The sequence below is a fragment of the Pseudomonas sp. GL_103 genome (assembly GCF_057835175.1).
The window spans coordinates 3,659,776-3,678,964 of sequence record NZ_CM174420.1 but is presented as its reverse complement, the minus strand read 5'-3'; the positions used below and the strand labels follow the sequence as shown (position 1 = coordinate 3,678,964).

General features: G+C 58.9%; 17 protein-coding genes. 6 read left to right on the top strand and 11 right to left on the bottom strand.

Features of this window, described 5'->3' with window-relative positions; genetic code table 11:
• Window positions 1-14: 14 nt before the first annotated feature.
• On the bottom strand, window positions 15-647 hold the full coding sequence (locus tag AC3IP0_RS16515) for a dihydrofolate reductase family protein (RefSeq protein WP_489325341.1): 633 nt from the start codon (window positions 645-647) through the stop codon (window positions 15-17).
• A gap of 269 nt (window positions 648-916) precedes the next feature.
• Between AC3IP0_RS16515 and AC3IP0_RS16510 the strand changes: the two genes are divergently transcribed.
• The 5 genes from AC3IP0_RS16510 to AC3IP0_RS16490 all read left to right on the top strand — a co-directional run bounded on the left by AC3IP0_RS16510 (window position 917) and on the right by AC3IP0_RS16490 (window position 5,834).
• Complete coding sequence (locus AC3IP0_RS16510; protein WP_489325339.1) at window positions 917-1,489, top strand: hypothetical protein; 573 nt, start codon at window positions 917-919, stop codon at window positions 1,487-1,489.
• Window positions 1,490-1,871: 382 nt separating this feature from the next.
• A complete protein-coding gene (locus tag AC3IP0_RS16505; protein ID WP_489325338.1) occupies window positions 1,872-2,408 on the top strand; it encodes a hypothetical protein in 537 nt (178 codons plus the stop codon).
• A gap of 130 nt (window positions 2,409-2,538) precedes the next feature.
• Window positions 2,539-3,381 (top strand): DUF6502 family protein, encoded by an 843-nt coding sequence (locus AC3IP0_RS16500; RefSeq protein WP_489325336.1) that lies wholly within the window; start codon window positions 2,539-2,541, stop codon window positions 3,379-3,381.
• Window positions 3,378-4,982 (top strand): DUF5666 domain-containing protein, encoded by a 1,605-nt coding sequence (locus tag AC3IP0_RS16495; RefSeq protein WP_489325334.1) that lies wholly within the window; start codon window positions 3,378-3,380, stop codon window positions 4,980-4,982. The genes AC3IP0_RS16500 and AC3IP0_RS16495 overlap by 4 nt, the downstream gene beginning before the upstream one ends.
• A gap of 102 nt (window positions 4,983-5,084) precedes the next feature.
• A complete protein-coding gene (locus AC3IP0_RS16490; protein WP_489316177.1) occupies window positions 5,085-5,834 on the top strand; it encodes a hypothetical protein in 750 nt (249 codons plus the stop codon).
• 106 nt (window positions 5,835-5,940) lie between these two features.
• On the opposite strand, the gene AC3IP0_RS16485 is transcribed toward AC3IP0_RS16490, so the two are convergent.
• The 3 genes from AC3IP0_RS16485 to AC3IP0_RS16475 form a co-directional block, all read right to left on the bottom strand.
• Complete coding sequence (locus tag AC3IP0_RS16485; protein ID WP_489316176.1) at window positions 5,941-6,744, bottom strand: 2OG-Fe(II) oxygenase; 804 nt, start codon at window positions 6,742-6,744, stop codon at window positions 5,941-5,943.
• 83 nt (window positions 6,745-6,827) lie between these two features.
• On the bottom strand, window positions 6,828-7,637 hold the full coding sequence (locus AC3IP0_RS16480; RefSeq protein ID WP_489316175.1) for a glycosyltransferase: 810 nt from the start codon (window positions 7,635-7,637) through the stop codon (window positions 6,828-6,830).
• 405 nt (window positions 7,638-8,042) lie between these two features.
• Entirely contained in the window at window positions 8,043-8,528 is a 486-nt protein-coding gene (locus tag AC3IP0_RS16475; protein WP_489325333.1) for an adenosine-specific kinase, read from the bottom strand.
• Window positions 8,529-8,987: 459 nt separating this feature from the next.
• Between AC3IP0_RS16475 and AC3IP0_RS16470 the strand changes: the two genes are divergently transcribed.
• On the top strand, window positions 8,988-9,689 hold the full coding sequence (locus AC3IP0_RS16470; RefSeq protein WP_489325331.1) for a hypothetical protein: 702 nt from the start codon (window positions 8,988-8,990) through the stop codon (window positions 9,687-9,689).
• Window positions 9,690-10,395: 706 nt separating this feature from the next.
• On the opposite strand, the gene AC3IP0_RS16465 is transcribed toward AC3IP0_RS16470, so the two are convergent.
• The 7 genes from AC3IP0_RS16465 to AC3IP0_RS16435 all read right to left on the bottom strand — a co-directional run bounded on the left by AC3IP0_RS16465 (window position 10,396) and on the right by AC3IP0_RS16435 (window position 19,186).
• The gene (locus AC3IP0_RS16465; protein WP_489316173.1) at window positions 10,396-10,746 is read right to left on the bottom strand and encodes a copper-binding protein; all 351 of its coding nucleotides are present in this window, start codon (window positions 10,744-10,746) and stop codon (window positions 10,396-10,398) included.
• Entirely contained in the window at window positions 10,743-13,901 is a 3,159-nt protein-coding gene (locus AC3IP0_RS16460; protein ID WP_489325330.1) for an efflux RND transporter permease subunit, read from the bottom strand. Before AC3IP0_RS16460 ends, AC3IP0_RS16465 begins: the two co-directional genes overlap by 4 nt.
• Window positions 13,898-15,382 (bottom strand): efflux RND transporter periplasmic adaptor subunit, encoded by a 1,485-nt coding sequence (locus tag AC3IP0_RS16455; protein ID WP_489316171.1) that lies wholly within the window; start codon window positions 15,380-15,382, stop codon window positions 13,898-13,900. Before AC3IP0_RS16455 ends, AC3IP0_RS16460 begins: the two co-directional genes overlap by 4 nt.
• Window positions 15,379-16,635, bottom strand: coding sequence for a TolC family protein (locus AC3IP0_RS16450; protein WP_489325328.1), 1,257 nt, complete (start codon window positions 16,633-16,635; stop codon window positions 15,379-15,381). The genes AC3IP0_RS16455 and AC3IP0_RS16450 overlap by 4 nt, the downstream gene beginning before the upstream one ends.
• Before the next feature lie 100 nt (window positions 16,636-16,735).
• Window positions 16,736-17,077 (bottom strand): hypothetical protein, encoded by a 342-nt coding sequence (locus AC3IP0_RS16445; RefSeq protein WP_489316169.1) that lies wholly within the window; start codon window positions 17,075-17,077, stop codon window positions 16,736-16,738.
• Between the two features lie 308 nt (window positions 17,078-17,385).
• A complete protein-coding gene (locus tag AC3IP0_RS16440) occupies window positions 17,386-18,294 on the bottom strand; it encodes a MurR/RpiR family transcriptional regulator (protein ID WP_489316168.1) in 909 nt (302 codons plus the stop codon).
• A 127-nt stretch (window positions 18,295-18,421) separates the two neighbouring features.
• Window positions 18,422-19,186: an ABC transporter ATP-binding protein gene (locus AC3IP0_RS16435; protein WP_489316167.1), complete on the bottom strand. Its 765-nt coding sequence runs from the start codon at window positions 19,184-19,186 to the stop codon at window positions 18,422-18,424.
• Window positions 19,187-19,189: the final 3 nt, after the last annotated feature.

Sequence of the window (19,189 nt, the reverse complement as noted above, 5' to 3'; positions counted from 1 at the left end):
GAGAGAGACGGTGGCTATCGCTGCCTGACGCCCTCGAACGAACCTGTGCGCACCTCGCCGCTGCGGGTGTAGCGGGCGATCAGCACCCCTCCGGGGGAGCTGATCGAATTCACCAGGGTGAAGGCCGATGCTTGTGCGTTGTCGTCGAACAGGCGCTTGCCGCGCCCCAGCAGGATGGGATGAATCATCAGCCGCAATTCGTCCACCAGGCCGGCGGCAAGCAGTTGCCGCACCAGGTCGCCGCTGCCTTGGGTCAGTAGCCGGGGACCGTCCTGGCGCTTGAGCGCGTTGATCGCGTCGACCAGGCTGCCCTCCAGCGCATGACTGTTGTGCCAGGCCAGCGAGTCGGCGCGATGGGTGGCCACATGCTTGGGGACGGTGTTGAACAGGTCAGCGATGGTGTGATGGGGTGCGTCGGCCTGAATGTTCGGCCAATAGGCGGCAAAGATGTCGTAGGTACGACGCCCCAGCAGCAACTCGAATGGCTGCGAGAACAGGTCCATTACGGCCTGGCCGGTGGTTTCGTCGGCGTAGGGCACGATCCAGCCACCGAAGCGGAATCCGCCACTGCAATCCTCCTCAGGCCCGCCGGGCGCCTGCATGACGCCGTCCAGACTCACGAACGCGGCAACGGTCAGTGTGCGCATGCTCTTCTCCTGATATTGGTTCTGGTTTAAGGGTTCAGGCAGGGAAGCCTGCGACACCTTGAGACAGTTCCCTGAAAGATAGTCGAACCAGACGCTGTGAAATCGACAACAAAACGCGCGGTCCATATACGACGAAAGTCGTATGGCGGTCTGTGTTGGTGAATGTTAATTCGCGGTTGTCTTGAAAGCGCAATTGCAAATTTGTATCATTCGTTTTCAATTCAGCGAAGCAGGGAACGCAGCGCCAAAACAATAAAAAGGTCAAGGCAATGCTCAAAATGCTTCTCGTGTACGGTCATCTGCTCGCTACGTGTATTGCCCTGGGGAGGGTGTTGCAGGCGGATCACAAGCTTTGGAGTTGGCGCAAGGAAATACTGGACCAGGCGAGGCTTGAATACCTCGATGAAACCCAGAAGATCGTCAGCCTTGCCCTGCTGGCCCTTTGGGCAAGTGGACTGTTGCTGGTGCTTCAGGGTTATCTCAATGAAGGCGATGCGTATCTGCTCAATCAGAAACTCTGGGCCAAGGTGACGGTCGTCGCGCTGCTGAGCCTCAACGGTGCACTCTTGCATCGAGTCGGCTTCCCTCTGCTGCAAAAGGCTCCATTCGTCGCACTGCGCAGTGCAGGCCGCACGCGGCTCGCCTTGTTGGGTGCGCTTTCCATGAGCGGTTGGCTATTCGCCGCTTTCCTGGGCGTGGCTCGAGCCTGGAATCACGTGTTGCCTTACCTGCATGTGATGGGCGCATTCGCCGCATTCTCGTTACTGGCCTGTTGCGTGGCACTGGTAGTCGCCGGCAGGGCGGGCAGTGTCGGTGCGCAAAAAACCTCGGTACCTGGGTAGCGATCAACAGACTGTATTTCACATCTGTAAACCTCCGGTTTAAAACGTAAAGGATGACCCCGGTTTCCGCCTGTTCGAGACCGGGGATTCATGCGCGATGAGCTGGCGAAAGCCCAGGTGAACCTGGCGGTCGGCAAAAACACACCCATGCACCCCGACATGGGCTACTCCCTCTCCATACGTGTTCCTGGCCGTCGGTCGGCTTTCTCCTGCGCGGGTTGACCCTGAGCCAGAAAGGGCTAACTTCTGTGTGTGGGAAAAAATCCCACGCGCAAGAATTCAGAAGAAGCTTCAGGTTTGACGGTTTGCTCCCATGCCGCTCCCGGATTGCAACGCGTATGGCGTTGACACTGCTCGCGGTAAATCACCAGGAGAATGCACGATGAATAATTACCTGCTTTTCAAGAGAGGATTGCTGGCTCTGGCAATTGGCGGTGTCCTTTCGGCTTCCATCGTTCTGGTACCAGATTCCATTTCCCATGACTCCAGTGCCTATGCCAAGGATGGTGGTGGTGGTGGTGGTGGTGGAAGCGGCGGTGGCGGCAATGGTGGTGGCGGTAGCGGTGGTCACGGCGGGAACAGTGGGAGCGGTGGCCATGGTGGCAATAGTGGGAGCGGCGGCAACAGTGGCCACGGTGGTAACAGTGGAAGCGGTGGCAACAGTGGTCACAGCGGCGGCGACCATGGGAATTCGGGCCATGCCGGTTCTGGAGGCGCAAACTCCGGTCGCGGTGGTACCCATGCAGAAGCGGGCGATGATCACGGCAATCACGTCGGCGGCGAGCCTGGTGACGACCACGGCGTTCACGTCGGCGGCGAGCCAGGCGATGACCACGGTGTCCACGTTGGCGGCGAGCCTGGTGATGACCACGGTGTCCATGTCGGCGGCGAACCCGGCGACGACAACAGCCGGATCTGAAGCGTTTTGTGGCTCATGCAAAACCCTGGGGACCGGTTTTGCATGAGGCGTGGCAAAAAATACGTGCTTGGGTTTATGGGATTATTTCCCACATGGCTATACTGGGATTATCTATCCAGGAATTCGCTGAATGCAATCGTCCACGCTGCCTACCTCGCTCCTCAAAGCCTTGCGGCATGTCATGCAGCCGCTGGTACGCCTGATGCTGCGCAAAGGCGTCACCTACCTGGTGTTTGCCGACCTGCTCAAGGAGGTTTTCGTCGAAGTGGCGGACCGTGAGTTCCGCCTGGGCGAGAAGGCACCGACCGACAGCCGCATCAGCCTGCTCACCGGTGTGCATCGCAAGGATGTACGGCGCTTGCGCAATACCGGCGACCCGGCTGCTTCCACGCTTCCGGAAAACATCACCTTCGGTGCGCAACTGGTCAACGCCTGGGCCAACGCGCCCTTTTGCAACGACGCCGGCCAGCCACTGCCGTTGCCTCGACTGGCCAGTGTTGGCGGCGATCGCTCCTTTGACGCCCTGGTGGCGAAGGTCAGCACCGATATCAGGGCGCGGGTGGTATTGGACGAGTGGCTGCGCCTGGGCGTCGTGCGCCTTGACGAACAAGAGCGCGTTCACCTTGAAGCCCAGGCCTTCGTGCCACAAAAGGGCTTCGATGAGAAAACCGCTTACCTGGGCCATAACCTGCACGATCATGCCTGCGCTGCGGTACACAACCTGAGCAGCGACGGCCCGGCCTTTTTTGAACGCAGCGTCCACTATGATGCACTGGCCCCGATGAGCGTCGAGGCGTTGCGTGAGGCCGTGGCCAGCGAGGGAATGCAGGCCCTGTTGAGCTTCAACCGACTCGCCAGCGAACTGGAATTCCGGGACCTGCCCAGCCTTGAACCGCGCCAGCGCATCACGGTCGGCCTGTACTTCTACACTGAAGCTTCCGATCCCAATTCGCCAAAAGCGCCTGAACCATGACCGTCAAATTGCGCCTGATTCGTGCAATCGCCCTCGTTCTGGGCCTCGGGTTTGCGATTGTGTTGCAAGCCGCCCCGGCCTGTGTCAGCCAGAATGACGCGGGCACCAGCGAAGTGCCGGTCATTCAGGCACCAGGGGGCACTGGCGGCACGGGCGCAGCGCCTGGCGGCATGGGCGGTACCGGCATCGACACCGACAACGGTGGAGTCGGTGGTACCGGCGCACCGCTGAAAAAGCTCCCTGGCGGCATTGGCGGCACTGGGGCCGTTGCAGGCGGCGTGGGTGGTACGGGCATCAGCAACGATAACGGGGGAATCGGTGGTACCGGCATTGTCGGCACCATCACCGGGTTCGCCTCGATCTGCGTCAACGGCGTGGAAGTGCACTTCAACAAAAACGTTCCTGTCAGCGAGAACGGCATTGCCACCTCCAGTACCCGCCTGGCGGTAGGCCAAGTGGTTGCCGTGGAAGCGTTCAACTCCCGGCGCGGTCTGGAGGCCGGGCGCATTTCTATCCTGCACGCCTACGAAGGTCCTTTGACAGCCCTGCCGCGCGATTCCATGCCCATGCGCGTCATGGGGCAACCGGTACGCCTGGCCAAGGGTGCCCAGGTCGCTGCCGGCCTGCGCCCGGGCGATCCCGTACGGGTCAGCGGGCTGCGCGATGCTCGTGGCGAAGTGGTGGCCAGCCGCATCGACCGGGCGCCCGGCCTCAAGGAGGCCAGTGCCATCGGCCCGGTGGATCGCAGCGGCTATCTCCAGGGGCTCAAGCTCAGCAATCACCCAGGCCCGGCGCAGGAAATGCTGGTGCGCGGCCACTGGTCCGGTCGCGAGCTGGACGTGAGCCAAAGCCGCCCCGACCCGAGCCTGCCTTTCATCGGCCGGGCACACAATGCGGTGATCGAGGGCCTGGTACAGGGCCGGCAGGACAGCCATCTGGTGGTGGGCGGCTTTAATGTGACGCTGGCGCGCGACACCGTGTTTGTCGGTGTGCAGGCTTCGGAACTGGCGCTGGATCGACGCGTGCGGATCAACGGCGTGTTCACCGGCGCGCGGGAGGTGCAGGCGACGCGTATCGAATTGCCCCGCGAGCGCTCCGATTCTTCAGCCAGCAACCGGCACGGACGACTCGGTTCCAGCGAGCAAGACACCGACGACTCAAGTGGCTCGGGCAACTCGAGCGACTCCGACAGCTCTGGCAATTCTGGCAACTCCGGAGATTCGGGGAGTTCGGGCAGTGACAGGAGCGGCCGCTCCGAGAGCGAAGGCCGCGTTGTCGACGATACTCGCCACGGGGGCAATGACAGTCATGGCGGTGGCGACAAGATAGAGCGCGTGGACGTGGACGTGGACGTGGACGTGGACAAGTCCGGCAAGTCAGAGCGAGTCGAGAAGGTCGAGCAATCCGGTAAAGTCGAGAAAGTGGAGAGGGTAGAGAAGGTAGAGAAAGTCGAAAAGGTCGAACGTCCGGAGAAAGTCGAGAAAGTTGATCGGCCAGAGAAGGTAGAGAAGGTTGATCGACCAGAAAAAGTTGAGAAGGTAGAAAAAGTCGAAAAAGTCGAGCCGGTTGAAAAAGTCGATCGCTCTGGCAAGTCGGGTTAAGCAGTGCAGTCATGATGCACTTTCGTCATAAGTAACTAGGCTGGGTAAGTCACGCACCAAAACATGCGTGTGAACTTCGATGACGCCAGACACGAGGTGAACATGGACCCCAAGCGCATCCTGCTCGTCGGTTGGCTTGCCAGCCTGGCCTTGCCGGCCTTGGCTGATACCTTCACGACCTCGATCGGAACCGACTACTCCCGGGGCGACTATGGCACCGGTACTACGTCCGAAACCTGGTACGTCCCGCTGGTGGGCAGGTACGAAACCGGTCCCATGACCTACAAGCTCACCGTGCCCTGGCTACGCATCACCAATCCTTCGGTCGGCCCTGACGGCGAACCGCTGCCCGGTGGTTGCGGCAAGGTGGAAAGCGGTCTGGGCGACACCGTTGCCGGTGCCGACTATGCCGTGCTTGACGGCAGCGTTGGCGGGCTGTTCGTGGACCTGATCGGCAAGGTCAAGTTGCCCACCGCCGACGAAGACGAGTGCCTGGGCACCGGCAAAACCGACTATTCCGCCCAGGTCGATGTCGCCAAAGCCTTCGGTCCTGTGACCGGGTTCGCGACCCTGGGCTGGAAAAAGTTCGGCGACCCGTCGGGCTCCGACTTCGACAACCCGATATTCGCCGGCCTGGGCTTCGCCATGCCCGTGTTTGCGCGCACCACGGCGGGCGTGTCCTACGACTGGCGGCAGAAGGTCGTTTCCACGGGCGACGAGATCAAGGAACTCACGCTCTTCCTCACGCACAAGCTCAATCAGCAATGGAAGTTTCAGCTGTATGCCGTCAAGGGCTTTTCCGACGCCAGCCCGGATGGCGAGGCAGGACTGTTGCTCAGCCACGCGTTCTGATTCCTGGCCGTTGCCTGCTGCGCGCCCTGTTCGGTATCGACATACCGGGACAATTCCTGCTGGTCCGCGGTATGACGTCATTGTCCGTTCCCGGGCGTTTTGCAGTTCAGTTTTTCTTCTTGATCAGTTTATTGATGTAGTACTTCAGGCTTAAACGATCTTTGGGCCTTGGTTTGTAGTGGGTTTTGTTTCTTTGTGCCGGATCGATCGCCATGGTTCCCGCGGTGTAGTAATAAAGCGCGATAGACCTGCGGGTGATGTGCTCTGGAGTCGTTAAAGGCTCCGGGTGCCCATGATTGCTGTCCTTGTCTGTGTTGAAAATGACACAGCGATTGTAAATGGGCAGGACTTTTTTAAGGCAGGTCTTCATGCCGACATCCCAAAGTTCCAGGTTGCCGCCGTATTCCTCCTGCCAGTCTTCATTCAGATAAATGATGATATTCAGTCTGCGCTCGACATTAAGCTTTTTGTTGAGCCTGAAGTCCGAGTGCACCCCCAGGAAACCACCGCTTTTCGTTTCATGCAGGCCGCCGCCGGCAAAGTAGGGGTCGGGTATCAACCCTTCGATGCCTGTGAGCTTTTCAAGAAACTGCAACATGGGGGCCGAGTTAAAGGCGTTGAAAACAGTCTTCAAATAGGGGTCGCATTCGTTGGGACTGATCTGACGTTTTCGTTGACCTTTATAGCCGCGCTCGTAGAGCATTTCGTTGTTGGTTGGCTCGACCGGGAAGTGCGAGCAGATGCTCGCAATCAGGTCTTCGTGCAAGAAGTTGTCGATGACTATGTGCGGAAATGGCGTAGCCTGAACATAGCTACCGGTCAACGAGGCACCAAAGGCGCTGGCGGCATTCTGGTCGAAATCAAGCTCCGGGGACAGGGTGATAGGTAGTGCTTGAGTGATGGGTGCCATTACCGCTCCAATGACCTGATATAAAAACCTATGGGTGACTTCACGCAGGGTTGAACGCCCTGCTCGTTGAGTCTATTCGCAGCTCAATTTGTTCTGTCGTCCTTGTTCAGACGCTTAAGGATGTTGTTGTACATTTTGGTTCGTCTATGAGTTTCACCATAGCCGCCAACCGCTGCAACAGTGCCGGACTGAATGTGATCCAGATAGCTGAAGATTTTACGTGGCGATAACATTTCAACGACATAACCCAGCGCGGTCATGCGGTCCTGAAGCGTATAGCCAGGCACGCGATCATCCATCGAAAAGTGCATGTTGTGCTGTTTGACAAGCTTGCAGTTCCACAATGTGCAGAAACTTTTCAAATAGACTTCTTTGTAAGGCTTTGGTTCTCTTGAACGCAATCCCATGGAGATTTTCAGGCGTCTGAAGTGATGCTTGAATAGTCGTGAGCTATAGCGCCAGACAGTTCTCATGGTGCCGCGGTTTATTTGCTCGACACAACCGACGGCCACGACTTTTGGATTGTTCAAGCATTTATTCAGCATCATCGAAAAAACATTCTTGTCGAAAACAAATGTATCGGTGTGCATCAGGAATAAATAATCGGTGTCAATTCGCTCCAGAACCATGTCAAGTGCCTTGCCATGCGCAATATGGCCCGCTTCTGGTTCGGAAACAGAGCGCTCGATCAAATTGATCCAGTCAAGAGTTCGTAAGTACTCAGTGCTCTCATCGGCGGAATAGTTGTCAACCACCCATACCGGGACACTGTTGCTGCCAAAATGCTGGTGTAATAAGTCCAGGCATATCTTGGTGATTTCTGGTGTTTTGTAATTTACTATAACTATGCTGAAGGCTTTGGAGCGTTCAGTCAGTAAATCAGGGTTGTTCATCGTTCAGGTGCTCAATGTTGTTTTATTTGATTGTATGAATGAATGAACTTGTATACAGTTTTTGCTTGTTTGCCGCGCAAAATCTTGCATGGCCATAGAGCACAATTTGTTAAGTCGCTTTGTCATGCATAGTAACCACGGACTGCTCAGGCCCGATGGAGAGCAGTAGAAGCGGACTTCATCGTATAAGGATCTGCTCTGCAGGTAAACATTTTGACTTGATTCGTTACATCAGGAGGCTGGTCAGGCCAGCGTCTTGGGACGGTGTGAACTGCTCTTGCGTAACGCATTCAGGTAATTTGTTACGTCACGTGGTGTGCCAGCACCCGCAGTACCGTCCCAAACAGGGCGTCACGCGCCGAGTAGCATGCGCCGGTTGAGCGTGGGTGGGGCACGCTCTGCAATTCACAGTTTGTAGCCAATCTGCCGCAACAAGTTCTTGCGCCACAGGATGTCTTCATCGCCTTCGATGTCATTGGCACAATAGCCATCCACTACGCCCAGGATCGCTCGCCCTTGCTGCGTCTCAGCGAGAATCACTTCGGTTGGATTGGCTGTTGCACAAAAAATACGGCATACCTCTGGCACCATTTTGATGGTGTTCAACACGTTCAGCGGATAGAAACCGTCACCCAGGAAAATGATGAAGCTATGGCCTGCGGCGATGGCTTTCGCATTCCTCTGTGCAAGTTCAATCATTGAGGTATCGGTGCCGGACCATCGCACCAGGCATTTGCCGGAAGCTTCACAAAAGGCCACGCCAAACTGGATACCTGGCACGGTATTGACCAGCGCTTCGTGGATGTCCTCGACGGACTTGATGAAGTGCGTCTGACCCAGAATGAAATTCGTCACATCCGGCTTTTCGATTTTCAACGTGATGAGTTGCATCTCAAACGCCTCCTTTCACGATGTTGCCAAGAGAGCCTGGCAACAAACCAAGCATAGCTACTCATTGGTTATTGCTGCGTCCTCTGTCTGCTTTTGGCTGATTGCTCAACGCGTGCCATGGATCTGATATCTGGTCGTTGACACCCGGCCTGACAGTACTAATCTAAATGATGTGGGAATATTTCCCACGCAAAGATACCAGCTGGCTCCGAGGGATCGTACGGAAACCGCAGTGGCTCGTTGTTGCTGCAGATTTATGGCCGTGCCGGTTGGCTGGCCGCTCCAATGGGCGGCCGCGAACTCACTGGACATTGCGTTCGATAGGGAGGTGACAACGCAACTCCAAGCGGAGGTGCATCATGCTGCTCAAGAAATGTTTGTTGGCTCTGGCAATAGGCGGGGTCCTGTCGGCATCGACTGTTTTGGTGCCCGATTACATCAGTAGTTTCTCCAGCGTGTATGCCAAAGATGGTGGCAGCGGCGGTGGTGGTAGCGGCGGAGGCGGTGGCGGTCACGGCGGTGGCGGCGGTTCCGGAGGCGGTGGTCACGGTGGTGGCGGCGGTTCCGGTGGCGGTGGTAACGGCGGTGGCGGCGGCTCCGGAGGCGGTGGTAACGGCGGTGGCGGCGGCTCCGGAGGTGGTGGTCACGGTGGTGACGGCGGCGGCGGAGGCGGCCACGGTGGTGGCGGCAGCGGCGGCGGTGGCTCTGGCAGTGGAGGCTCCGGAGGCGGTGGGCATGGTGGTGACGGCGGTGGCGGTCATGGTGCAGCAGGCCATGGCGGTGACGGTCGCGGTGATGCTGACCATGGTGGTATGGCCGGGAACAGAGGCCCGGGCAATGCGCGTGACAACGACGATGACCATGGTGATATGGCCGGGAATAGAGGCCCAGGCAAGGCGCAAGACAACGACGATGACAACGACGCGGATAACGCTGCAGATGCAGCCAGGGAAGCCGCAGAAGACGCCGGTGACGCTGCAAGGGAAGCCGCAGAAGACGCCGGTGACGCTGCAAGGGAAGCCGCAGAAGACGCCGATGACGCTGCAAGGGAAGCCGCAGAAGACGTTGGTGACGCTGCAAGGGAAGCTGCAGAAGACGCTGCTGACGCTGCCAGGGAAGCCGCGGAAGACAGAGGCGTTGCCAGAAATGACGCTGATGTAGCCAGAGACGCAGCCAAGGCTGATGCAGATGCAGCCCGGGATGCGGCAAAAGCCGCTGCGGATACGGCCCGGGACGTCGCCAGAGCTGAGGCGGATGCAATCCGGGATGCCGCAAGAGCTGCTGGCGTACCGCGCGCAGAGGCAGATGCAGCCAGAGACGCTGCCCGGGCCGCTGCGGATGCAGCCAGGGACGCCGCCAAGGCCGACGCAGATGCTGCCAGGGATGCTGCACGGGCTGCTGCGGATGCAACCAGAGACGCAGCCAAAGCCAAGGCGAACGTAGCCAGAGAGGCTGACAAAGCCAAGGCGCGGGCGGCCAGAGAGGATGTGGCTGACGCCCCGGATGCACCAGATGCCCCAGACGCACCTGACGCACCGGATTTCGATACGGTTGAGATAGAGAACTAGGCCCGCACGTTCGGTAATGAACACGGCAGGCATACCCGTCGATGACGTCCCGGGGGTTTGAAGGACGTATCGGCAATGAGTCGCAAGCCCTGAAGAATCGCGGGGCTTGCGACTTTTTTTCGAAATCTGTCGCAGGTCTGAAACACTGACGAGGATGACGCAAGAGGAGACGGTACTGGACGGGTAAGCAAATGCCAGCCGTTCACAAAACCCCGAACCCTCCGTTTTTCCCGAACCAGCGGATTAAATGGGTTATGTCCGGCACGACAAAACGTGCCGGACACTTCCACCACCGGAATTTACTTTTTAATGGACACAATCGAGGCGCTGTTACCCTCTAGCCGGAAGGAGAACGTCACGCGATCTCCCGCTGTCAGTCCTGTTAGCTGATCTTGCGTTACGGAAAAGGCCATGGTCATCGCTGGCCATTGCACAGCTGGAACAGCGCCGTGAGCGATGGTCACCGTATTCTTCGTAGTATCGATAGCCTTGATCGTTCCCTCGGCAGCGGCGACGGGGGTCTGCTTTATTTCTTGCTGCTTCTGCATGCCCTCCATACCGTCCATTTTCATGCCCGGCATATCCTCTGCCAGGGCAGAAAACGACAGCATAACTACGGTGCTTGCAACTGCAATCAGGGTCAGTTTCATACGACTTTTCCTTGAGGGGAGGTGGGTTCAACTTGGAGGTGACGGCGACGCATCAGGCGATACGCTGCCGGAATGACGAACAGAGACAGCAAAGGTGCCGTGACCATACCGCCGACCATGGGCGCGGCGATGCGGCTCATGACTTCGCTGCCGGTGCCGCTGCCCAACAGGATGGGTAACAGACCGGCAATGATCACCGCCACGGTCATGGCCTTGGGTCGAACACGCTGCACAGCACCTTCACGAATCGCGGCAACCAGCCCGCGTTCAGTGCTGTCGCCAAGGTCTACACGTTCGGCCCAGGCATTTTTCAGGTAGAGCAACATAATCACGCCGAACTCGGCAGAAACGCCGGCCAAGGCGATGAAGCCGACCCCCGTGGCGACCGACAGGTTGAAGCCCAAAAGATAGAGAAACCATGCCCCCCCGGTCAGTGCGAATGGCAGAGTGGCCATGATCAGCAGGGCCTCATCGAATCGGGCAAAAGTCAGGTAGAGCAACACGAAGATGATCAGCAGCGTGGCAGGCACCACCAGTTTGAGTCGTGCGTTGGCCCTTTCGAGAAACTCGAACTGTCCTGAGTAACTGAGGCTCATGCCGGGCTGCAACTTGACCTGCTCATTGACGACCCGGCGTAGGTCGGCGACCACAGAAGCGATGTCCCTGCCTCGAACATCGATGTACACCCAGCCTGAAGGCCTTGCATTCTCGCTCTTGAGCATCGGTGGGCCGTCGCTGACCTTGACCTTCGCCACAGTGCCCAGGGTGATCTGGCTCCCGAGCGGGGTGTAGATCGGCAATTGTTCCAGGGCGCCGAGCGAGTCGCGCCACTCCCGTGGGTAACGTACGTTGATCGGGAAACGCGCGAGACCTTCAATGGTCTCCCCGACATTTTCACCACCGATGGCACCGGCCACGATGGACTGCACATCGGCGATGTTGAGCCCATAGCGGGCGGCGGCTTTGCGGTCGATATCGACATCGATATAGCGACCGCCAGTCAGCCGCTCGGCCAGGGCCGAACTGACACCGGGTACATCCTTGGCTACTCGCTCGACCGCTTGGGTGACAGCATCAATTTCCGTAAGGTTGGTGCCGGCAACTTTCACGCCGATGGGACTCTTGATCCCCGTAGCCAGCATATCGATGCGGTTACGAATCGGCGGTATCCAGATGTTGGTCAGACCGGGCACGCGCACCACACGGTCCAGTTCCTCCACCAGTTTTTCCTGAGTCATGCCTGCGCGCCAATGCTCATGTGGCTTGAATTGGATGGTGGTTTCGAACATTTCCAGCGGTGCCGGGTCGGTGGCGGTTTCGGCACGACCGGCTTTACCGAAGACGTGCTCGACCTCTGGCACGGTCTTGATCAAACGGTCGGTCTGTTGCAGCAGTTGCGCCGCTTTCTGCGCCGACAATCCCGGCAGGGCAGAAGGCATATAGAGCAGGTCGCCCTCGTCCAGCGGGGGGAGAAACTCGCCACCCAAACGCGACATTGGCCATAGCGCACTGACAAAAACCAACAGCGCCACCAGCAGCGTGATCTTCGGTCGACGCAAGACCGCGTCCAGGGCCGGCTGATAGATACGAATCAACCACCGGTTCAACGGGTTCTGTTGCTCACTGGGGATTCGTCCTCGAATCCAGTAGCCCATCAGCACCGGCACCAGAGTCACCGACAATCCCGCTGCTGCGGCCATGGCGTAGGTCTTGGTGAACGCCAAAGGGCCGAACAGCCGTCCTTCCTGAGCTTGCAGCGTGAACACCGGAATGAACGACAGGGTGATGATCAGCAAACAGAAGAAAAGCGCCGGGCCTACCTCTGCCGCTGCTTCGGTCATGACATGCCAATGACGCTCACCCTTCAGTTCCTCCCCTGGATTGGCCACGTGCCAGGCCTCAATCTTTTTGTGGGCGTTCTCGATCATCACCACGGCGGCATCGACCATGGCGCCGATGGCGATGGCAATCCCGCCCAAGGACATGATGTTGGCGTTGATGCCCTGGTAGCGCATGACGATGAAGGCCATCAGCACCCCCACCGGCAGAGAGATGATCGCCACCAGCGATGAGCGCAAGTGCCAGAGAAAGATCCCGCAGACCAACGCGACGACGATGAACTCTTCGAGCAGCTTGTGGCTGAGATTTTCCACCGCGCGGTCGATCAGCTTGCTGCGGTCGTAGGTGGTGACGATTTCCACCCCGGCCGGCAGACTGCCTTTCAGTTCGTCGAGTTTGGTCTTGACCGCTGCAATGGTCTCGCGAGCGTTCTTGCCGCTGCGCAAAATCACCACGCCACCGACCGTCTCGCCTTCGCCGTCGAGTTCGCTGATGCCACGGCGCATTTCCGGTCCCGACTGGATCGTGGCGACATCGCCAAGGGTCACTGGAACACCACCCGCACCCAACTTGAGTGGAATCGCCCGAAAATCATTGAGCGTCTTCAAGTAACCGGAAGCCCGCACGATGAACTCGGTCTCTGCCATCTCCAGCACTGCGCCTCCGGTTTCCTGGTTAGCCTTGCCGATAGCGTCGGTGACCTCGGCCTGAGTGATGCCGAGGCTCGCCAGTTTCAGCGGATCCAGCTGCACTTGGTACTGCTTGACCATCCCGCCGACCGTCGCTACCTCTGCGACGTTGGGCAGCGTCTTGAGTTCGAACTTGAGGAACCAGTCCTGAAGCGCGCGCAGTTGCGCCAGGTCGTGTCCACCACTGCGATCCACCAGTGCGTATTGATAGATCCAGCCCACTCCCGTCGCATCCGGCCCCAACGCCGTCTTGGCGCTGGCCGGCAACCGACTTTGTATTTGGCTCAGGTATTCCAACACCCGTGAGCGAGCCCAATACAAATCCGTGCCGTCTTCGAACAGCACGTAAACGAAGCTGTCACCGAAGAAGGAATAACCACGCACGGTCTTGGCGCCGGGCACCGAGAGCATGGTGGTGGCCAACGGATAGGTCACCTGGTTCTCGACAATCTGCGGCGCTTGTCCTGCATAAGGGGTGCGGATAATCACCTGCACATCGGAAAGGTCTGGCAGCGCATCGATGGGCGTGCTCTGCACCGACCAGATCCCCCACGCCGTGACGAACAATGTCGCCAGTAGCACCAGGAATCGGTTGGCCACCGACCAACGAATCAGGGTAGCAATCATGGCTGGCCCCCCGATTTATCCAGGCGCTCGACACGCAAGCCATCGTCGGTCTGGCTCACTGCGACCCGAACCTTGTCACCCGCCTTGAGGCCCTGCATCAGCGCCGGACTGGCGAGAGGGAACGTCATCGTCATGCCAGGCATGCCCAGCGTCTTGAAGGGACCGTGGGCGAGCGTGACTTCTTTGTCGTTGATCTCAACGATCTGCCCATCCGCCTCATGCAAACTGGCGGCTGCTCCACTGGGTGGCGACTCTTGCTCCGTGCGAGCAACAATGCCCTTGAGACTGGCCTCGGAATCGAGGAGGAACTGGCCAGACGTAACCACCTTCTGGCCTTCTTCCAGTCCTTTCAAAATCGCCGTCTTGCCATCGCTTTCCTGCCCGGGTTGCACCTCCACCGGGCGGTAGCGGCCGGCGTCTTCGGCGAGCATCACCAGGGCACGTCGGCCAGTGCGAATCACCGCTTCGCTCGGCACCCACAATACACTTTGCTCAGATGTACGATTCAGGCGGACCTGCGCCGTCAAACCTGGTCTCAGGCGCCCATCTGGATTGGGCAGTTCCACCCGTACGCGAAGGGTGCGGCTGTCCGGATTGGTTTCGGGCAAAATCGCGCTGACCTTGCCACTGAGCGTTGTCCCTGGAAAGGCTGGCAAGCGCGCTTCGACTGCCTGCCCCACGGTGATAGCTCCGGCATCCGATTCCGGAACGGCCACGGCCAGCCAGACACTGCTCAAGCCATTGACGCGTGCCAGAGTCTCGCCAGCCGACACGGTCATACCCGCACGCACGTTCAACTCTTGCAGCACGCCGCTGATGGGGCTGGTGAGGGTCAGGTTCGGCTGGACTTTGCCACTGCGCTCTACCTGGGTGATCAGCGCAGCCGGCATCCCTGTGAGCCGCAGTCGCTGACGGGCCGCCGCCAGCAGGTCAGCATCATCGTTGCGCTTGAGGGCAAGGAACTCTGTCTGGGCGGCCGCCCAGTCCGGCACCAGGATATCCGCCAATGCCGCGTTGGCTTTGAGCAGATCACCGGGTGCATGGGCATAGACCCGCTCCACAAAGCCAGGGGTGCGTGCCTGAATCACTGCGACATCCCGTTCGTTGAACGCCAGGACACCTGTCACATCGAGGCTGGAGTCAAAGACTCCGCGAGTGACGGTCGCAAAACGCAGACCGAGATTCTGGGTCAGGCTCGGATCGATACTGACGGTCGCACGATCCTCGACGCCGCTGGCGTACTGGGGGACCAGTTGCATGTCCATGAAGGGGGACTTACCCGGTTTATCGAACTTTTGCTGCGGGTACATGGGGTCGTACCAGTACAGAGCCTTGCGTTCGTCCGGTGAATTAGGGCTCTGCTCCGAAGCGGTACCTGGTACTCCGCTCATGCGCTGGTGAGCGAACCAGTAACCAGCGGCAACACCCAATGCCAGCGAGAGGCCAACCAGCAATGCCCCGTTCCATTTTTCAAGGCTCATTGGCCGGACTCCCCATAAGCAAAAAACAGACGCGCACTGGTCAGTGCTCGCTGTTCTTCCACGTCGATCTGTTTGAGTCGGGCTTCGATGAGTTCACGTCGGGCGGTAACAACGGCGTTTAAATCGCCTTTGCCGGCACGGTAGCTGGCCATGCTGAGTTCGACCTTTTCCCTGGCCAGGGGCAAGAGGCTTTCCTGGTTGCGGCTTACCGCACGATTCAGGCGCTCATAGTCAGCCAGTTCGTTTTCCAGTTGCTGAGTGTGCTCGCGTGACAGGGCTTCGCGCTCAGCCTCAAGCTGACTGAGTTCGGCCTGTTTGGCTGCGATTTTGGGGTTTTGCCGGGAGTCAGGAAACAGCGGCAAGTCCCAGGACAATTGCACGCTGACCATATCGCCAAACTCACGACCACGGTGCTGGTAATCCAGCTCCCAGCTCCAGTCCGACTGCTTCTGCGACACGGCTTCACTAACCTTGGCTTGCGCTTCGCGGGTCATCGGCGCAAACGCTGCCAACTCGGGGTGGTGTTGCAGTTTATGGGTATAGCTTGAGGTATCGACGGGCCAGTCAGGCAAGCTGCCCACAGGCTTGTCGTTGGCGGCGGAGCCGATCCAGCGTTTGAGGGCCGCTCGGGCCTGCGCTCTCTGGAGAGCCAGATCGTCCTGTTGCTCCGCCAGTCGGGCCGCTTCTTGCTTGGGCGTCACCGCATCGGCGGGTTGAGCGCGACCACCGGCAATTTGCGCCCGGACGGTGTCGGTCAGCAGGCGGTTTTCTTTATATAAGTCCTGGAACAGCGCATCTTTGCGCTCGACCGAGTAGCTGCTGATCCAGGCCAATGCCGTGGATTGGCGTACGTTCAGTCGTGCAACTCGACGCTCGGCGGCAGCGCGATCAACGGCAGCGTTGGCGACCTCGATGCGAGCCTTGCGCTTGTCACCGTTGGGCATCTCTTGCCTGACTCCGATCATTTGCATGGTCATGAAGTCGTCGTTGATGCTCCAGCGATCCGGGCCGCCGATGGGGTAGTTCTGCACACCTGCCAGCAACTTGGGGTCAGGTAATTCACCCGCTGGAATAGCCGCACTGCTGGCAGCCTGAATTTTGGCGTCTTGTGCGGTAAGCGACGGCGCATTGTTTTCGGCCAGCCGCAGCGCTTCATCGAGTGTCAATGCGGCAGCGAAGCCCGGCAATGCCAGTACGCTTGCCGCCAGACCGGCCACGAGCGACCAACCTGTGCAATAGCACTTGGAGTTCATGTTTACGATTCCTGTGATCATCCACTGCACGCGTCAAAAAGACATGCGCACAGCCAGTCCATCCCGCTAATGCGGAATGAGGCTCAATGTTGGACAGGAATCAAACGCGAGGCGGTCGCCATACCCCGGACGGGGTTTGTACGGGCAGGGAATCACTGAAGAAGGAAACCACTACGGGGCTGAACACGGTTACAGGAGGCTTGAGGATAGAGACTTGCAGCATGCCGCCAGTCTTGCATTCCTGGCCCGGCTTGCAGGGTTTGCCATGCTCTGTCGGGCTTTTCATGTCGTTGCAGCAGTCCATTTCCATGTCATCCATCATCGCCATGCCCATCGTCTTCATCGGGCACGGTTCTGTGGGCGCCTGAACACCCGCCATCCCGCTGAGGGGAAGCACCAGGCTAATCACGAAAATGAGGCAAAACCGCAGGTAGCGTTTCATGGGCTGGAGTGTAGCGGCTGAAATGGGCTCTTACAATTGGATGAACGTTCTCACAGCCTGCCGAAGGCCCTGAATCAGGCGATATCACCCTACCCGAATTAAGTCAGCATTATCGCTGACAGAGGATTTACGCAGCAGGTGCAATGACCCACAAGCGACACGCGTTGAAAATTCCTGCCGCAATCCAGCCCATCCATGGTGGTTTGTGCGAAAGCCCGCACGGTTACCTGAGGTTTTTGCACGAATCTTCACGCTGGAGGTCGCACCAGACCGCAATCAGCAAGAAGCGGGCGTTGGATTTCCATCGCTCACTTTTTCGCTGGTTTACCGCTGGCAGGGATGTGCAGGTACGACATCACGCTTTCAGTCAGTTCGGTTGCCAGTTTGACCGCTTCTTTATTGCGCGCCATCACGCCGGCGACCAAGCCTTCGATCAGGGCCAGCACGGCGATGTTGGAACTGGTCAGCACCGGGTGATCGCAAGGCGCAAACAGCGTGTGCTGGGCAATGCCGGTGAGCGGCGAGGCGGGTGAGTCGGTAATTGCCAGCACCGATGCGCCGCGTTCATTGGCGAAGCGTGCCAGTTGCAGGGTGTCGAGGGAGTAGCGCGGCAGGGCGATCGCCAGCAGCACGTCCTGATCGGTGATTGCGGCCAGACGGTAAGCGGCGTTTTCGTTGCCGCCTTCCATGCTGATGGCCGTGGCGTCCGCACAGAAGGGCATCAGGGTCGAGGCGGCGAGGCCGGCGAAGTAGACACTGTTGCCGAACCCCAGGATGTATATTTTTCGTGCTGTGGTCAGGCGAGTGACGAACGCTTCGAAGGTGTCGGCGTGGTTGTTGCTCGCCGCCGTGGCCAGGTTGCTGCTGGCGCTCTGGAGTTGCTCATGCAGGCCAAACGCACCACCCGGGCGATGGGCAAGTTCGTTTCGCAGTTTGTCGACCGGCGACACCATCTGCTGCAACGTAGTGACCAGCTCGGCCTTCATGCCGCTGTAACCACCGAGGTCCAGTGCTTTGGCCAGACGGTTGACGGCGGCGGGTGAGGTCAATGTTTCGTGAGCCATCTCCTCGATGGTCAGCGTCGCGGCCTTGAGTGGATGACGCAGGATAAAGTCCGCCACCTTGCGCAGTGACGGCGGCAGATCGGAAACGATTTCCGTGAGTTTGCGCATGACCGGCGCGGCATAGACAGTGGTGTCTTTCGATGGGGTTGGCATATCCAGCTCAACATTTCCTGAAGGTGAGAGAAGGGCTGTGCCTGATGCCCTGACAAGGTTGGCTGGAGTGTATCCGAAGCCAACCTCGTCTGGGCAGCACCGAGCAGTGGATGGGTGGGCGGCGGTCTTACTTCAGGCTCCCGGCCAGAAACTGCTGGAGGCGTTCGGACTGTGGGTTGACCAGCACTTCACGCGGGTCGCCACGCTCTTCGACAACGCCCTTGTGCAGGAACACCAGTTGGTTCGACACCTCGCGGGCAAAGCCCATTTCGTGAGTCACCACCACCATGGTGCGGCCTTCCTGCGCCAGATCCTGCATGACTTTAAGCACTTCGCCGACCAGTTCGGGGTCGAGGGCCGACGTCGGCTCATCAAACAGCATCACTTGCGGTTCCATCGCCAGCGCGCGGGCAATGGCCACGCGCTGCTGCTCGCCACCGGACATATGTGCCGGCCAGGCGTTCATGCGGTGCGCCACACCGACTTTGTTCAGGTAGTGCTCGGCCTTTTCCCGTGCCTCTTTCTTGCCCAGGCCCAGCACATGCACCGGGGCTTCCATGACGTTTTCCAGGGCGCTCATGTGTGACCACAGGTTGAAGTGTTGAAACACCATCGACAGTTGCGAACGCATGCGTTGCAACTGCCTGGGTTCGGCCGCCTTCAACCCGCCAAGCTTGTTGGCCACCAGCTTGAGCGGTTCGCCATTGAGCACGATATTGCCCGCATTGGGCTGCTCCAGCAGGTTGATGCAGCGCAGGAACGTACTTTTGCCAGAGCCGCTGGAACCGATGATGCTGATCACGTCACCGGCCTGTGCCTGCAGGGACACGCCCTTGAGCACCTGGTGCGCGCCGTAGCTTTTATGCAGGTCTCGAACTTCAAGTTTGTACATGGT

Coding starts and splice junctions, on each gene's coding strand:
- AC3IP0_RS16440 (WP_489316168.1), bottom strand. CDS start 18,294: ATGCCAACCCCATCGAAAGACACCACTGTCTATGCCGCGCCGGTCATG.
- AC3IP0_RS16465 (WP_489316173.1), bottom strand. CDS start 10,746: ATGAAACTGACCCTGATTGCAGTTGCAAGCACCGTAGTTATGCTGTCG.
- AC3IP0_RS16515 (WP_489325341.1), bottom strand. CDS start 647: ATGCGCACACTGACCGTTGCCGCGTTCGTGAGTCTGGACGGCGTCATG.
- AC3IP0_RS16480 (WP_489316175.1), bottom strand. CDS start 7,637: ATGAACAACCCTGATTTACTGACTGAACGCTCCAAAGCCTTCAGCATA.
- AC3IP0_RS16485 (WP_489316176.1), bottom strand. CDS start 6,744: ATGGCACCCATCACTCAAGCACTACCTATCACCCTGTCCCCGGAGCTT.
- AC3IP0_RS16495 (WP_489325334.1), top strand. CDS start 3,378: ATGACCGTCAAATTGCGCCTGATTCGTGCAATCGCCCTCGTTCTGGGC.
- AC3IP0_RS16475 (WP_489325333.1), bottom strand. CDS start 8,528: ATGCAACTCATCACGTTGAAAATCGAAAAGCCGGATGTGACGAATTTC.
- AC3IP0_RS16500 (WP_489325336.1), top strand. CDS start 2,539: ATGCAATCGTCCACGCTGCCTACCTCGCTCCTCAAAGCCTTGCGGCAT.
- AC3IP0_RS16470 (WP_489325331.1), top strand. CDS start 8,988: ATGCCAAAGATGGTGGCAGCGGCGGTGGTGGTAGCGGCGGAGGCGGTG.
- AC3IP0_RS16510 (WP_489325339.1), top strand. CDS start 917: ATGCTCAAAATGCTTCTCGTGTACGGTCATCTGCTCGCTACGTGTATT.
- AC3IP0_RS16490 (WP_489316177.1), top strand. CDS start 5,085: ATGGACCCCAAGCGCATCCTGCTCGTCGGTTGGCTTGCCAGCCTGGCC.
- AC3IP0_RS16445 (WP_489316169.1), bottom strand. CDS start 17,077: ATGAAACGCTACCTGCGGTTTTGCCTCATTTTCGTGATTAGCCTGGTG.
- AC3IP0_RS16435 (WP_489316167.1), bottom strand. CDS start 19,186: ATGTACAAACTTGAAGTTCGAGACCTGCATAAAAGCTACGGCGCGCAC.
- AC3IP0_RS16455 (WP_489316171.1), bottom strand. CDS start 15,382: ATGAGCCTTGAAAAATGGAACGGGGCATTGCTGGTTGGCCTCTCGCTG.
- AC3IP0_RS16460 (WP_489325330.1), bottom strand. CDS start 13,901: ATGATTGCTACCCTGATTCGTTGGTCGGTGGCCAACCGATTCCTGGTG.
- AC3IP0_RS16505 (WP_489325338.1), top strand. CDS start 1,872: ATGAATAATTACCTGCTTTTCAAGAGAGGATTGCTGGCTCTGGCAATT.
- AC3IP0_RS16450 (WP_489325328.1), bottom strand. CDS start 16,635: ATGAACTCCAAGTGCTATTGCACAGGTTGGTCGCTCGTGGCCGGTCTG.